The 13790-nt window shown below is 68.8% G+C and carries 13 protein-coding genes and 1 pseudogene; 5 read left to right on the top strand and 9 right to left on the bottom strand.

The features are described from left to right. From BM388_RS16610 to mntR, 6 genes and pseudogenes are all read right to left on the bottom strand, one after another. Positions 1-245: pseudogene (locus BM388_RS16610) on the bottom strand (IS481 family transposase); the annotation flags it as partial. Between the two features lie 485 nt (positions 246-730). Then, complete coding sequence (locus tag BM388_RS16615) at positions 731-1870, bottom strand: metal ABC transporter permease (RefSeq protein ID WP_089852227.1); 1140 nt, start codon at positions 1868-1870, stop codon at positions 731-733. Then, positions 1870-3015: a metal ABC transporter permease gene (locus BM388_RS16620; RefSeq protein ID WP_089852230.1), complete on the bottom strand. Its 1146-nt coding sequence runs from the start codon at positions 3013-3015 to the stop codon at positions 1870-1872. The genes BM388_RS16615 and BM388_RS16620 overlap by 1 nt, the downstream gene beginning before the upstream one ends. Beyond that, on the bottom strand, positions 3012-3812 hold the full coding sequence (locus tag BM388_RS16625; RefSeq protein ID WP_089852232.1) for a metal ABC transporter ATP-binding protein: 801 nt from the start codon (positions 3810-3812) through the stop codon (positions 3012-3014). The genes BM388_RS16620 and BM388_RS16625 overlap by 4 nt, the downstream gene beginning before the upstream one ends. A gap of 86 nt (positions 3813-3898) precedes the next feature. Next, positions 3899-4864, bottom strand: a complete 966-nt coding sequence (locus tag BM388_RS16630; RefSeq protein WP_245781582.1) for a metal ABC transporter solute-binding protein, Zn/Mn family — start codon at positions 4862-4864, stop codon at positions 3899-3901. Positions 4865-5042: 178 nt separating this feature from the next. Then, positions 5043-5489 (bottom strand): manganese-binding transcriptional regulator MntR, encoded by a 447-nt coding sequence (gene mntR, locus BM388_RS16635; RefSeq protein WP_089852235.1) that lies wholly within the window; start codon positions 5487-5489, stop codon positions 5043-5045. Between the two features lie 188 nt (positions 5490-5677). On the opposite strand from mntR, the gene BM388_RS16640 reads away from it, so the two are divergent. Together BM388_RS16640 and BM388_RS16645 are read left to right on the top strand one after the other, a co-directional pair. Further along, positions 5678-6346 (top strand): shikimate kinase, encoded by a 669-nt coding sequence (locus BM388_RS16640; RefSeq protein WP_089852237.1) that lies wholly within the window; start codon positions 5678-5680, stop codon positions 6344-6346. Positions 6347-6500: 154 nt separating this feature from the next. Continuing rightward, on the top strand, positions 6501-7430 hold the full coding sequence (locus BM388_RS16645; RefSeq protein WP_089852239.1) for a homocysteine S-methyltransferase family protein: 930 nt from the start codon (positions 6501-6503) through the stop codon (positions 7428-7430). A gap of 17 nt (positions 7431-7447) precedes the next feature. Here BM388_RS16645 and BM388_RS16650 read toward each other — a convergent pair whose 3' ends face one another. Then, positions 7448-7906 carry a nucleoside deaminase gene (locus BM388_RS16650; protein ID WP_089852241.1) on the bottom strand — a complete coding sequence of 153 codons (459 nt, stop codon included), beginning with the start codon at positions 7904-7906 and terminating at the stop codon, positions 7448-7450. A gap of 147 nt (positions 7907-8053) precedes the next feature. Here BM388_RS16650 and argE point away from each other — a divergent pair, with 147 nt between their 5' ends. Both argE and BM388_RS16660 read left to right on the top strand, forming a co-directional pair. Then, positions 8054-9208, top strand: coding sequence for an acetylornithine deacetylase (argE, locus tag BM388_RS16655; RefSeq protein ID WP_089852243.1), 1155 nt, complete (start codon positions 8054-8056; stop codon positions 9206-9208). Between the two features lie 33 nt (positions 9209-9241). After that, entirely contained in the window at positions 9242-9985 is a 744-nt protein-coding gene (locus tag BM388_RS16660) for a glutamine amidotransferase (protein WP_089852245.1), read from the top strand. Between the two features lie 159 nt (positions 9986-10144). On the opposite strand, the gene BM388_RS16665 is transcribed toward BM388_RS16660, so the two are convergent. After that, positions 10145-11122, bottom strand: a complete 978-nt coding sequence (locus BM388_RS16665; protein WP_089852247.1) for a DMT family transporter — start codon at positions 11120-11122, stop codon at positions 10145-10147. A 128-nt stretch (positions 11123-11250) separates the two neighbouring features. After that, on the bottom strand, positions 11251-12954 hold the full coding sequence (locus BM388_RS16670) for a DEAD/DEAH box helicase (RefSeq protein ID WP_089852249.1): 1704 nt from the start codon (positions 12952-12954) through the stop codon (positions 11251-11253). A 435-nt stretch (positions 12955-13389) separates the two neighbouring features. Between BM388_RS16670 and BM388_RS16675 the strand changes: the two genes are divergently transcribed. Beyond that, positions 13390-13790: YaiI/YqxD family protein (locus tag BM388_RS16675; protein ID WP_089852251.1), on the top strand; the 401-nt coding region annotated here is incomplete at its 3' end.

Consider the following 13790-nt stretch of genomic DNA (forward strand, 5'->3'; position numbering starts at 1 on the left):
AGGCGAAGGAATTCACGAGCCGCGATCAGCACCTCTTCCTGTTCGGGCGTGAGCGTGGCCAGCAGGTTGTGCCGCGTGTGCGGTCGGTCGTGGACATCGTCACGGTACCGCCAACGCCGGATAGTCGCGGTGGCGACGCCGTATTGGCGGGCCAACTCGCTATCCGTGATGCTAGAGGGGGCTGCCTGGATCTCGGCACGGATCTTCGGTGTCGTCGTAGCCTGCTTATGCAGCTTGATGTCCATGAACCTGCTCCCGAATGAATTGCTGTAGAAGCTCTCTGGCTGCTAGCAGAGGATAACTTCTATAGGCGATCTGATCATCCGGGATCCTACACATACCCTCAATGAACGTGCTCGCTGCCTTTGCCACCATGGCCGCTTTGGATCGGTAGCAATCATATAACCTCTGCGATACCTGTCCATTCTTGGACCCGCACATGTTCTTCCAGCCTGTGGCCTAGAGCTCTCTTGGTGGTTTTTGCGGCTTGGGTAGGCATCCTTTTCCTTAAGGATCATGTGCTTGTCCCTGCATGTCGGCCCGGTTGGCGGGCCATCGCTGACACTTTGCAACATTTCGTTACCGGTCAGCCTGACACCAAAGCGGCCTGAGGGCCAGCCATGCAAAGGTCGCAGGAGACAGTCGGGGCGCCTGCGGCGCCCTTCGCGCTGCAAGCAGCACTTCCACAAGGGCGGGCTTCCTTAAGAGCAGCACACCCTCAGGAAAGGCTTTATGCGGCCGAGCGGCCGCTGGGGTCGAGGATCTCCCGGGCCATCTCGCGGCCCCGGGAGGTGAGGCGCAGGGCCTCGCCTTCGCGCACGATCAACCGCTGGTCGCTGCCGCGCTGCACTACGCGGCCGGCCTTGGCGGCGTCCCAGCGCAGGTGGTCGCGCAGGGCGCGAATGACGTTCTCCTCGCCCTGCTCCGGCTCCCCCTCGTGGTTGAAGAGGTGCACGGCGAGAGTGCGGATCTCGTTGTGGCGGCGCTGGCCACGGCGGCGCAGCAGCTGGGCGACCACGCCGTAGCGCGGCCCGGCGAGGAAGGCCAGCATCAGAAAGACGCCGGTCATCACCGCCATCATGCCGCCGATCGAGACGTCCCAGGCCACCGCCAGGGCGTAGCCGCTGACGCTCGAGCCGATAGAGACGGCGATGCCATAGAGGAACATCAGCCACAGCCGGTCAGTGAGCAGGTAGGCCGTCGAGGGCGGCACGATGACGAAGGCGACGAAGAGCACCGCCCCCACCGCGTCGAAGGCCGCCACGGCGGTGCCGCTGGTCAGCAGCAGCAGGCCGTAGAAGAGCAGCCCCGGCGCCAGCCCCAGCGCCCGGGCCAGAGCCTCGTCGAAGGTGGCGAGCTTGAGCTCCTTGAAGAACAGCACCACGAAGGCGGCGTTGAGCAGCGTCATGGCGCCCATGGAGAGCAGCGAACGCGGCACCCGGTAGTCGCCGAGGGTCACGGTATCGAGCCACACGAAGCCGATCTCGCCGAGCAGCACGGTGTGGGTGTCGATGTGCACGTCCCGGGCGTAGAGGTTGAGCAGCAGCACGCCGATCGAGAACAGCACGGGGAAGACCAGGCCGATGGCAGCGTCCTTCTTGACCCGCCGGGTGCTGACCAGAAGCTCCGTGAGAAACACCGTGAGCACGCCGGCCAGGGCGGCGCCGAGGATCTGCACCGGGCCGCTCTGCTGATGGGTGATCAGCCAGACGATGACGATGCCGAAGACGATGGAGTGGCCGATGGCATCAGACAGCATGCTGGTGCCGCGCAGCACCAGGAAGGTGCCCACCAGGGTGGAGGCGATGCCCACCAGGGCGCCGACCAGCATGATCTGCAGGGCCACGTTGTCGAGCAGGGCGGTGAGCATCAGGCGTTCTCCCGGCCGAGCGATGCCAGCACCCGCTCGGCCTCGGCGATGCCCGCCGGGGTCAGCACCCAGCGCCGGGCAGGCCCCGGCTCGCCGGGCGGCGAGGCCTGCCATTCAGTGAGACCGCGGCCCTCGAGCTGACGCAGCACGGCGCGGGTGCGCAGGCCGTGGTAGGTGTCGAGCATGCCCTGCTCCGAGCGATAGACCGGGTCGTCGTGATGCACGGCGAGCCGGTAGAGGGTGGTGAGCACCTGCTGGTAGCGCAGCCGATGCCGTGCGCGAACCCGGCGCACCGCCTCCCACAGGAAGCCGCGCTCCGGGGCCAGGGTCATCGACACCAGCACCACGCCGGAGACGCTCAGGATGATCAGCGGCCCAGTGGCGAGCCCCCGGGAGAGCGCGCTCAACAGCGCGCCGAAGATGCCGCCGGCCACGCCGATCAGCGCGGCCAGCAGCACCATGTCTTCGAGACGACGGCTCCACTGGCGGGCGGCCACCGCCGGGGCGATGATCATCGCCGCCATCAGCACCACGCCGACCATCTGCAGCCCGACCACCACGGCCAGCGCCACCATCACCGTGAGCAGCACCTCGAGCCAGGCCACCGGCATACCCAGGGAGGTGGCAAACTCGGGGTCGAAGGAGACCAGCTTGAACTCCTTCCACAGCGCCGCCACCAGCGCCAGCGCCACGGCGGTGATGCCGCCCATGATCCACAGGTCGGAGCGCAGGGTCGCCGCCGCCTGGCCGAACAGGAAGGCGTCGAGGCCGCCCTGGGAGGCGTTGTTCATGCCCTGGATATGGGTCAGCAGCACCACGCCTATGGCGAAGAAGACGCTCAGGGTGATGCCGAGGCCGGCGTCGGTCTTGAGCCGGCTCATGCGCGTCAGCAGCAGCATGATCAGGGCGGCCAGCGCGCCGGTGGCCAGCGCCCCGAGCAGGATGCTGCCGATCTCCCGGGTGCCGGCGATGATGAAGCCCAGGCAGACCCCGGGCAGCGCGGCGTGGGACATGGTGTCGCCGAGCAGGCTCTGGCGGCGCAGCACCGCGAAGGTGCCGAGCACGCCGCTGATCAGCCCCAGCAGGGCCGCCCCGGCGACGACGTTCTGGATGGTGTAGTCGGAGAGCAGCTCGACGACGCTCATTCGACCCGCTCCGCGGGCTCGGCGGCCGCCTCCTCGGAGAGGAAGGTCCCCTGGTCGAGCAGCGCGATCTGGCCGCCGTAGGCCTGACGCAGGTGGTCGGCGGTGTAGACCTTCGCGACCGGTCCCTGGGCGATGACCCGCACGTTGAGGATCAGCAGCCAGTCGAAGTAGCTGCGCACCGTCTGCAGGTCGTGGTGCACCACGATCACCGTCTTGCCCTCGTCGCGCAGGCGGCGAAGGATGTCGACGATGGCGCGCTCGGTGGTGGCGTCGACCCCGGCCATGGGCTCATCGAGAAAGTAGACGTCGGCCTTCTGCACCAGCGCCCGGGCCAGGAACACCCGCTGCTGCTGGCCGCCGGAGAGCTGGCTGATCTGGCGGCGGGCGAAGTCGGCCATGCCGACGAGCTCCAGTGCCGCCATCGCCTCGTCACGCTCGCGGCGCCCGGGGCGACGCAGCCAGCCCAGCCGGCCGTAGAGCCCCATGGTGACGACGTCGAGCGCGGTGGTGGGGAAGTCCCAGTCGACGCTGGATCGCTGCGGCACGTAGCCGACCCGGCGGCGCTGCGCCTTGTAGGGCCGGCCGTGCAGGGTGACGTGGCCCGCCACCGTGGGCACCAGCCCCAGCACGCTCTTGATCAGGGTGCTCTTGCCGGCGCCGTTGGGGCCGACGATGGCGGCCATCACCCCGGGCGGCACGTCGAAGTCGATGTCCCACAGCACCGGCTTGCTGTGGTAGCTGACGGTCAGGTCCTCGACGTGCAGGGCCAGGTCCGGTTCGTGAAGCGTCGTCGACATGGGGCTCTCTCGCGGGGTGGCGGTTCCAGGGGTGGCGGTCAATACGTTCGGCGGTCAGGACGAGGGGGCTCGTCGGCAGACGGCGATCAGCTGGCGGGGATCTCCCAGCGCTCGGCCCAGCCTTCGAGGGCCTCGGACAGCGCGGCCGGCTCGCCGCCGAGGGCCTCGACGATGTGCCGCGTGTTGGCGTGGAGCATGCCGATGTAGGTGCCGCCGGCGGTGCCCGCCTCGCCCATGGCATCGGAGTAGAGCTGGCCGCCGATCTCGACCTCATGGCCCTTCTCGCGGGCGGCGTCGATCACCGCCTGGACGGTGCGCGGGTTGATGGTGCTCTCGATGAACACCGCGGGCACCTCACGCTCGATCACCACCTGGGTCATGCGGCGGATGTCCGCCACGCCGGTCTCGGTCTCGGTGCTGATGCCTTGGATGCCGGCCACCTCGATGCCGTAGGCGCGGCCATAGTAGTTGAAGGCGTCGTGGGCGGTGACCAGGATGCGCTGCGCCTCGGGAATGGTCGCGATGCTCGCCTCGATCCAGCCGTGCAGCGCCTCGAGCTGGCTGGCGTAGGCCTCGGCGTTGGCGCGGATGTCGGCCTCGCAGTCGGGGCGCACCTCGACGAAGGCGTCGGCGAGAGTGGGAATGATCTGCGCCCACAGCGAGACGTCCATCCACAGGTGCGGGTCGATGCCGTAGACGTCCTGGACGGTGATCAGGCTCGCCGTGTCGATGGAGGACGGCGCTACCGCCACGGTGGGGGTGATCTCGGCGAAGCGTTCCAGCACGTTGCCGAGCTGGCCCTCCAGGGAGTAGCCGGAATAGAAGATCTGCTCGGCCTGCTGCAGGGTCGCCACGTCCCGGGCGCTGGCCTGGTAGAGGTGGGGATCGACCCCGGGCCCCATGATCGCCGAGACATCGGCGCAGTCGCCGCCTACCTCGCGTGCCACGTCGGCGATCATGCCGATGGTGGTCACGGTGGTCACCGGCGGCTCTGCCGCCATGGTCTGGCCGCTCAGCGCCAGCAGGCCCAGCGTCATCTTCCAGCGTGTCATATGCCCTTCTCCGTGAACGTGATCACCGCACCGATAATATAGCCTTTGCTATACCTCAGCAGAGTATACATTTCTTATCGACCCGATAGAGCCATTAACAGTATGAACGTGATGGTGTGCTGTCGTGCGTTGAAGGGCGCTGCCCGTCGACCGCGCGCTCGCTGAGCGGGAAGGCGCTTCAGCCGTCGTCGAGAAAGCGCTCGAAGGCGGCCAGGGTCTCGCCGCTGACGTGGTGCTCGATGCCCTCGGCATCGAGACGCGCGGTCTCGGCGCTGACCCCGAGCTTGCGCAGGCAGGCCTCGACGAGGCGGTGGCGCCGCCGGCTCTCGGCGGCGAGGCGCTCGCCCGCCTCGGTCATGGAGATCCCCCGGTAGGGCCGCTTGACGATCAGTCCCTCCTCCGCCAGACGCTTGAGCATCTTGGCCACGGTGGGCTGGGCGACGCCCAGGCGCCGGGCGATATCGGTCTGCCGGGCCTCGCCGCTGTCGGCGATCAGGTCAGAGATCAGCTCGACGTAATCCTCCGCCAGCTCGGTGCGCCGCGCATCGCGCGCCTTGCGAAAGCCCTGCACGTGGCTATCCGGCTCGATGAGTTTCCCATGGCGGGGCTTGAACGCTGATGACATCGAATCCTGACCTGAGATGAAGAGCTGGAGGGAGAAGAGTGGATCCTGCTTCTCTCATGATGCCTCGCCGCAACAGGATTGCAATTTCGGCGGCGCACCGGGGCAGGCGACGCCGGCCCTTCCCGACGCCAGGGCCGCGCCGCACTGGTAGGATGTAACGCGATTTCATCGACGAGGGGGAAAGCGCCTTGCACCAGGATCCGCTGCTGGCACTGAGCCGCTACCACCCCGTGGTGATCGAGGGGATGGGGAGCCACGATACGCGCGACCCCGATGAGGTCGCCGCCCACGTGGCTCGGCGGCTGCGCGCGCACTGGGCAGAGCGGCGCCGGAACAAGCCGGCGCTGATCGTCACCCAGGGCGACCCCTTGGAAGCCCGCGGCATCTCGGCCATCACGCCGCGGGTGGCCTCCGAGTTCAAGCTGGCCCGGGGCCTGGTCTGCCTGGATGAGGCGATCGCCGATTATCATGCGCCCAACGCGGACCGCGACAACGTGATCCTGGAGCTGCGCTATTCCCAGCTCGCTCGGCTATTGAATGCCCGCCAGCCCGACGCGACGGCGCGGCTCGAGGCGGCCGTGGAGCGCGACATCGAGCGCAAGAATGCGCGCCGTCACGCCCTCGGCAAGAAGCCCCTGAAGGACTACTTCCGCGACTTCGCCCTGTTGCAGGAGGTCACCAAGGCTGGCTGTTGCCGGCTCTGCGGCGGCATTACCGTGGCGCACACATCAAGCGAGATCCACGAGTTTTCCGTGACCAGTTTCTACACCGTCGGCCTCTCGCTTGGCTGGGTCGAGCCCGAGGATATCGTCGCGTATGCGCCCGGAATGATCCTCCCCGAGCCGACAGACCCTTGACCGGAAAGATGCTCGAGCAGACAGCGGCTAGAGCAGGCACACTGGCACGGCCGGGGTCATCGAGCGATAGCCCGGCTGAGCATGCATTTGCCACATCATGCATTTGCCACACAACGAACCTCGCATTGGCTATTCAAAGAAGGACGGTGATCGGATGAGCGCTGAACAACATCGCATAGTGCTGCTGGACGGGGGCATGGGACAGGAGCTCAGGCGGCGCAGCGATCGCCCCGCCTCTCCGCTGTGGTCCGCGCAGGTCATGCTGGACGAACCGCAGCTGGTCACCGCCGCCCACCGCGACTTCATCGACGCCGGCGCCGGGATCATCACCACCAACAACTACAGCGCCACACCGCAGCGCCTGGCGCGCGACGGCGAGCCCGCCATGTTCGAGCCGTTGCAGGCCGCCGCGCTGAACGCCGCTCGAAAGGCCCGCGAGCAGAGCGGGCGGGCGGTGCGAATCGCGGGCTGCCTGCCGCCGCTGGTGGCGAGCTATCACTCTGAGGTCGTGCCCGACGACGCCACCTGCCTGAACGACTATCGCCGGCTGGTGCAGGTCCAGGCCGAAGGGGTCGACCTCTTTATCTGCGAGACCATGACGCTGGCCCGCGAGGCGCTGGCCGCGACCCGCGCGGCGGTGGAGCACGGCGCCCCGGCGTGGGTCGCCTTCACGGTGGACGATACCGACGGTACGCGTCTGCGTTCCGGAGAGCCGCTGGTCGAGGCCGCGCGGGCGGTGGTGGCGGCCGGCGCCGCGGCGGTGCTGGTCAACTGCTCGGTGCCCGAGGCAGTCACCACCGCCATGGAGGAGCTGGCCGATCTCGGCGTGCCGTTCGGCGGCTACGCCAACGGCTTCACGGCGGCGGCGGATCTCGCGCCCGGCGGCACGGTGGAGGCGCTGGAGACGCGCCAGGATCTCGATCCCGCGGGCTATGCCGAACATGCCTGTCGCTGGATCGAGCGGGGTGCGACCATCGTGGGCGGCTGCTGCGAGGTCAGCCCCGCACATATCGCCGCCCTGGCCGAGCGCCTGATCGCCGGGGGATACCAGCCGGTGGCGTCCCTCACGCCCTCGGACGCGTGAGGATCGGCCAAGACGCCTCAGCCGACGCGAAACGGGCGTCGTGGATCCACGTCGTCGGGTATTGCCTGCACCATCCGCACCCGGCGCTCGTGGGCCGCTCGGCCGAACTCCGCGTACTGGAACTCGGGCAGGTCGTCGAAGGCCGCCTGCTCGGCGACGGAGAGCGCGAAATAGCCCTCGGTGATGCCGCTCCAGTAGATGGCGCCCAGGCACATGGGGCACGGCTCACAGCTGGTGTAGAGCACACAACCGGCCAACCGCCGGGTGCCCAGGTGATCGGCTGCGGCCTGCAGGGCGCGGATCTCGGCATGGCCGGTCAGGTCTTGCGTGGCCTTTACGTCGTTCACGCCCTCGCCGACGAGGATGTCATCCTTCACGACCAGGGCGGCAAACGGCGCTTGGCCGCGAGCGGCGTTGTCGTCGGCCCGCTCGATGCACCGCGCGATCCAATGCGATCTCCACTGCTGATCCGTCATGGGGTTCTCCCCGTCTGAGTGGGTGACACGCCGCTTGCGCAGCCCGCCGGCTATCTGACCATCCCGGTACGCCGAGGGTCCAGCCGGACGCGCTCCCGCCCAGGCCGTCGTGATAGGCTTTCGATCATCGTCATCAAGGAGCGCGCCATGACCGCCGCCGAGCTACTCGACCGTCTGGTGGGCTTTGCCACCGTCTCACGGGACTCGAATCTGGACCTGATCGCCTTCGTGGAGGGCTACCTGGATGAGCACGGCGTGGAACACTGGCGCGTCGAGAGCGACGATGGCGGCAAGGCCAACCTGCTGGCGCGCATCGGGCCGGACGTGGCGGGCGGCGTGGTGCTCTCCGGCCATACCGACGTGGTGCCGGTGGACGGCCAGCCCTGGTCCACCGATCCGTTCACGCTGGTCGACAAGGGCGACGGCCGTCTCTACGGCCGCGGCACCTGCGACATGAAGGGCTTCATCGCCTGCGCGCTGGCCGAGGTGCCGCACTGGACGGGCCTTCCGCTCGAAACGCCGATCTGGCTGGCGCTTTCGTATGACGAGGAGGTGGGCTGCATCGGCGCCCCGCGCATGATCGAGCGGCTTCTCGCCGATCACCCCCGCCCGGCCGCGGTGATCGTCGGCGAGCCGACGATGATGCACCCGGTGGTGGCTCACAAGGGTGCCACCAACCTGCGCACCACCGTCACCGGCCGCGCCTCCCACTCCAGCCAGGTCAACCAGGGGGTCTCGGCGATCCATGTGGCCGCGCGCCTGGTGACCCGCATCGAGGACGTGATGGCCGAGCTGCGCGCCGAGGGCCGCGTCGACGAGGCCTTCAACGTCGTGCACTCGAGCCTGCACGTGGGCAAGATCCAGGGCGGCACGGCGATCAACATCATGGCCCGGGAGTGCTCGTTCGAGTGGGAGATTCGCCACCTGCCGAGCGACCGCTTCGAGGAGCTGCTGGGGCGCGTGAACGCCACCGCCGTCGAGCTCGAGGCCGAGATGCAAAGGCGCGCGCCGGAGGCCGGCATCGTCACCGAGGCGCTCAACACCACGGTGCCGGCGCTGGCCGACGACAACAATGCCGAGGTGCTGGGGCTCTGCCGCGAGCTGCTCGACGAGCGTCCCGCCGGGGCCGTGGCCTACGCCACCGAGGCCGGCCAGTTCCAGCGCGAGGGGCTGCCCACGGTGATCTGCGGGCCAGGCAGCATCGGCCAGGCCCACCAGCCCGACGAGTACATCGACATCGAGCAGCTCGAGGCGGGCACGCGATTCATGGCGGCACTGGGCGAGCGGCTACAACGAAAGTAGAATGCCGGCTTCCTGCCCTCGCCTGGAGCCCCCATGCCGCGCCTGATGATCGTCAAGACCGGTGACAGCTTCACCGACGTAATCCGCGACCACGGCGACTTCGAGGACCTCTTCCTCGCCGCCCTCGCCCCCATGGCCGAAGTCGGCCGCGACCTCACCCTGACGGTCCACGATGCCCGCACCGAGGGCGTCCCGCCGCTGCCGGCGGCCGAGGACGGCGTGCTGATCACCGGCTCCCACGCCATGGTCAGCGACGCCGAACCCTGGAGCGAGGCGCTCAAGCCCTGGCTCGTCGAGGCCCGCGACCGCGGCGTCGCCATGCTCGGCGTCTGCTATGGCCACCAGCTGATGGCGGCGGCCTTCGGCGGCGAGAGCGGCTACCACCCGGACGGCCGCGAGGTCGGCACCCGCCGGCTGCGCCTGACCGCGGCCGGGCGCGCCGACCCGCTGCTCGGCGCCCTACCGGCGACCTTTCCGGCCCAGCTGACGCATTCCCAGTCGGTGCTGAGCGCCCCGCCGGGCGCCGAGGTGCTGGCCGACAACGACCATGACCCCTTCCAGGCGCTGCGCCATGGGCCGCGGCAGTGGAGCGTGCAGTTCCATCCGGAATTCAGCGCCGATGTGATGCGGGCCTATCTCGCCCACCAGCGCGAGGCCCTCGCCGCCCAGGGCGAGAAGCCCGAGGCGCGGCTGGCCGCGGTCGCGCCCACCCCCGAGGCCGGCGGCCTGCTGGCCCGCTTCGCCGAGCGGCTCGCGCTCACGCCCAGCGTCGCCTGAGCCCCGGGCACGCGAGAGCTCGGATAAGACCGCGCCTCGAAAAAGACCTCAAACATAAAAGCACCCCGAAGGTTGGAATGGGTGTCCAACTTTCGGGGTGCAGTTCACGGACGGTGCGGGGGCGTTTCGTGTCGCGTCTAGCGGACTAACGGCACGGGGCTAGCGGCGTGAGCCCTCGGCGGCCTCTCCGGCCGGCGCCTCGTCCTCCAGGGCCCGCTGCTGGATGCGCCCGATATCCGGGGCTCCCTCGGCGGCCTTGCGACGCTGGCGATGCAGGTCACGCAGGGAGCTCGTCATCATGGTGACGACGATGATGCCGCCGCCGATCAGCGCCAGGTCCGTAGGCACCTCGCCGACCCACCACCACACCAGCAGTGAGCCGAGCAGGGTCTCCAGCAGCAGCACCAGGCTGACCTCGGCGCCGGGCAGGTAGCGAGTCCCGGTCTGGATCAGGAAGTAGGCGGCCGGCAGGAACAGCGCCATGATCGCCAACAGCGGCACGTCCTCGGCGGGCGGCAGGCTCGCGCCGCCGACCAGGACGGCCGGCAGCAACATCGCCAGACAGCCCAGCGGCAGGATCACCGTGGTGTCGATGCCGCGGCGACGCTCGCCCTTCTGGGCACTGGCCACCGTGGTGTTGATGGCGATAGAGATCGGCACGAACAGCGCCACACCGAGCCCCAGCAGGCTGCCCTGCCCCACCTCGCCGGCGGCCATCAGGCTGGCCCCCCCGACGCAGATGGCGATCACCACCCAGGTCTGGCGGCGCAGCCGCTGCCGGAAGAACACCAGGCCGATCAGCCCGGCTACCAGGGGCGCCAGGTTCATCATCACCAGCACGTTACCGGCCGAGGTGAAGCGGTTGGCGACGACGAAGGCCCAGCCGCTGGCGGCGAAGGCCAGCGGACACCACCAGGCGGCGGGCCCGCAGGCGCGGATCGCCTCGGGCAGGCGACGACCATAGCGCGCCAGGGCGATCATCAGCAGCACGCTGCCCAGCAGCAGGCCGCGCCAGAACAGGAAGGTCTGCGGCGATACGCCGGTTTCCTTGACCAGCAGGGCATCCGGCGAGAGCAGCAGCACCCCGGTCATGGTGATCAGGTAGCCCCGCAGCCGAAATGGCAAGCGCTTCCACATGCTCGTGTCATTCCTCTTTCGAACCATCAACGACAAGCAGGCCGGGGGGATCCCCGGCCTGCCATGATTACCGACGTCGTCCTGCCCTCAGGTGTCGTGGACACCCGGGGCGGCGACGCTAGCCGGGCTCAGGCCCGTTCGCGACGCTTCACCGGTGCCTCGTCGTCACGACGACGACGCGGAGCACGCTCGGGTGCGCCCTTGTCCTCGCTGATCTCCAGCGGACGGCCGGCGACGCGAGCCCGAGCCATCTTGGCCAGGATGCTTTCCGGCAGCGAGCTCGGCAGCTCAACCACCGAGAAGGCGGTGCGGATATCGATGCGACCGATCCGGTTGCCCTCGATGCCGCCCTCGTTGGCCAGGGCGCCGACCAGCTGGCCCGGCTTGACGCCGTCCTGGTGGCCCACGGCGACGCGGTAGCGGGTCATGCCCTCGCGCGGCGCGCTGTCGCGACGCTTCGGCTTGGCATCACGCGCGTTGCGATCGTTGTTGCGCTCGGCGCGGGGCGCCTGCAGGCGCCCGATCGGCGGCTCGTCGGCACGTGCCATGCGCGAGAAGGCGCAGGCCAGCTCGATGGGGTCGTGACCTTCTTCGACCAGACGCTCGATCAGCGCACGCTGCTCATCGGCACCGGCGGTCAGGGCGGCGACCACGCGCTGGTGGAACATCTCGTCGCGATGGGCGCGGATGGCGGCCTCGTCGGGCAGCGGCATCTCGCTCATCTTCTGGCCGGTGGCCTGCTCGAGCCAGCCCACCTTGCGGCCTTCGCGGAAGCCGACGAAGGTGATCGCGATACCGGTACGACCGGCACGGCCGGTACGACCGATGCGGTGGGTGTAGGCCTCGGCGTCCTGCGGCAGGTCGTAGTTGATGACGTGAGTGATGCGCGGCACGTCAAGGCCGCGGGCGGCCACGTCGGTGGCGATCAGCACGTCGACCTTGCCGCGCTTGAGGCGCTGGATGGTGCGCTCGCGCAGGCTCTGGTCCAGGTCACCGGACAGGCTGGCGACGCTCATGCCGCGGGCGGAGAGCTGCTCCATCAGGGTGGTGCAGGCGGCACGGGTACGCACGAAGACGATGGCGCCGTCGACGGGCTCGACCTCGAGGATGCGCGCCAGCGCCTCCTGCTTGGCGCCGCCGTCGACCCGCACCATGCGCTGGTCGATGCTGGCCGCGGTGCCGACCTTGGCCTCGATGGCCACCTTGACCGGGTCGACGAGATAGCGATTGACGATACGCTCGATCTCGGTCGGCAGGGTCGCGGAGAAGAAGACCCGCTGGGCGTTCTTGGGGGTATCGGCGACCACGCGCTTGACGTCATCGATGAAGCCCATGCGCAGCATTTCGTCGGCTTCGTCGAGCACCAGCGCGGAGAGGCCGTCGAGCTTCAAGCTGCCACGATCCAGGTGATCGATGATGCGGCCCGGGGTGCCGACCACGACCTGGGCGCCGCGGCGCAGGGCGGAGAGCTGCTCGCGATATTCCTGACCACCACAAAGCGTGGCGACTTCCAGGCCCTTGAGGTTCTGACCGTACTTGCTGAAGGAGGCGGCCACCTGCTGAGCCAGTTCCCGCGTGGGGGCCATCACCAGCACCTGGGGCTCACGACGCGTCAGCTCGAGACGAGAGAGCAGCGGCAGGGCGAAGGCAGCGGTCTTGCCGGTGCCGGTCTGGGCCTGACCCAGCATGTCGCGGCCTTCCAGCAGCGCGGGAATGGTCTGCGCCTGGATCGGCGACGGGGTCGTGTAACCCTGGGATTCAACAGCAGTAAGAACGGCAGGCAGCAGGGCCAGTTCGCCGAAGGTCGGCGAGACGACAGAAGTCGAGGTCATGAATCACACCTTGGTAGGCCGGCATCGCCGGCAAATAACATCGGTGGCGCCCCTGACGCGGTCAAGCCATCAAGGCACCCTGCCAACCATTCAGCCCGAAGGCGACGGAGCAGAGCATAAATCGGAGTCGGGGACGCCGGTCGCACCTGGCATTCGGCCCATGCCATCGCAATCGATGGCCGCATGAGCCGCTGTGGCGACCGTTGGCGCCGATCTCGCCCGTGTGGCGGATCTCGGTGGCGCTCCATCTACACAATTCGAACGCGTGAGGCACAGCTCTAGCTGCTGGGCTTCCCGCTTCGGCGCTTGCCTCTCCGGTAAGGAGGAGGTCGCGTCGTCATGATGGTGGGGTCAACACATGCGAGGAGCGCGCATGCTACCATCGTCGCGGTGACCTGGCCAGCTTTATTCGTTCCACCCCTTCAGGAGCCCTTCATGCCGAGCCTCTGGGTCGATGCCGACGCCTGCCCCCGGGTAGCGCGCGAGATCATCGTCCGCGCCGCCGAACGCACCGCCACCCCGACCTGGTTCGTGGCTAACCACGCCGTGCCGCTGCCGCCCTCGAAGTGGGTCAGGGGCCTCGCGGTGAGCCAGGGCTTCGACGCCGCCGATAACGAGATCGTCGAGCGACTCGCCAAGGGCGATCTGCTGATCACCTCGGACCTGCCGCTGGCCCTGGAGGCCATCGAGCGCGGGGCGCGGGTGATGACCACCCGCGGCGAGGGGCTGGATGCCAACAACATCCGCGCGCGGGTACAGATGCGGGACTTCATGGAGACCCTGCGCGCCAGCGGCGAGCACACCGGCGGCCCCAGCGGCTACTCCGACGCCGACCG

Origin of the sequence: Halomonas saccharevitans, from assembly GCF_900116405.1 — a bacterium.
GTDB classification, from domain to species: domain Bacteria; phylum Pseudomonadota; class Gammaproteobacteria; order Pseudomonadales; family Halomonadaceae; genus Halomonas; species Halomonas saccharevitans.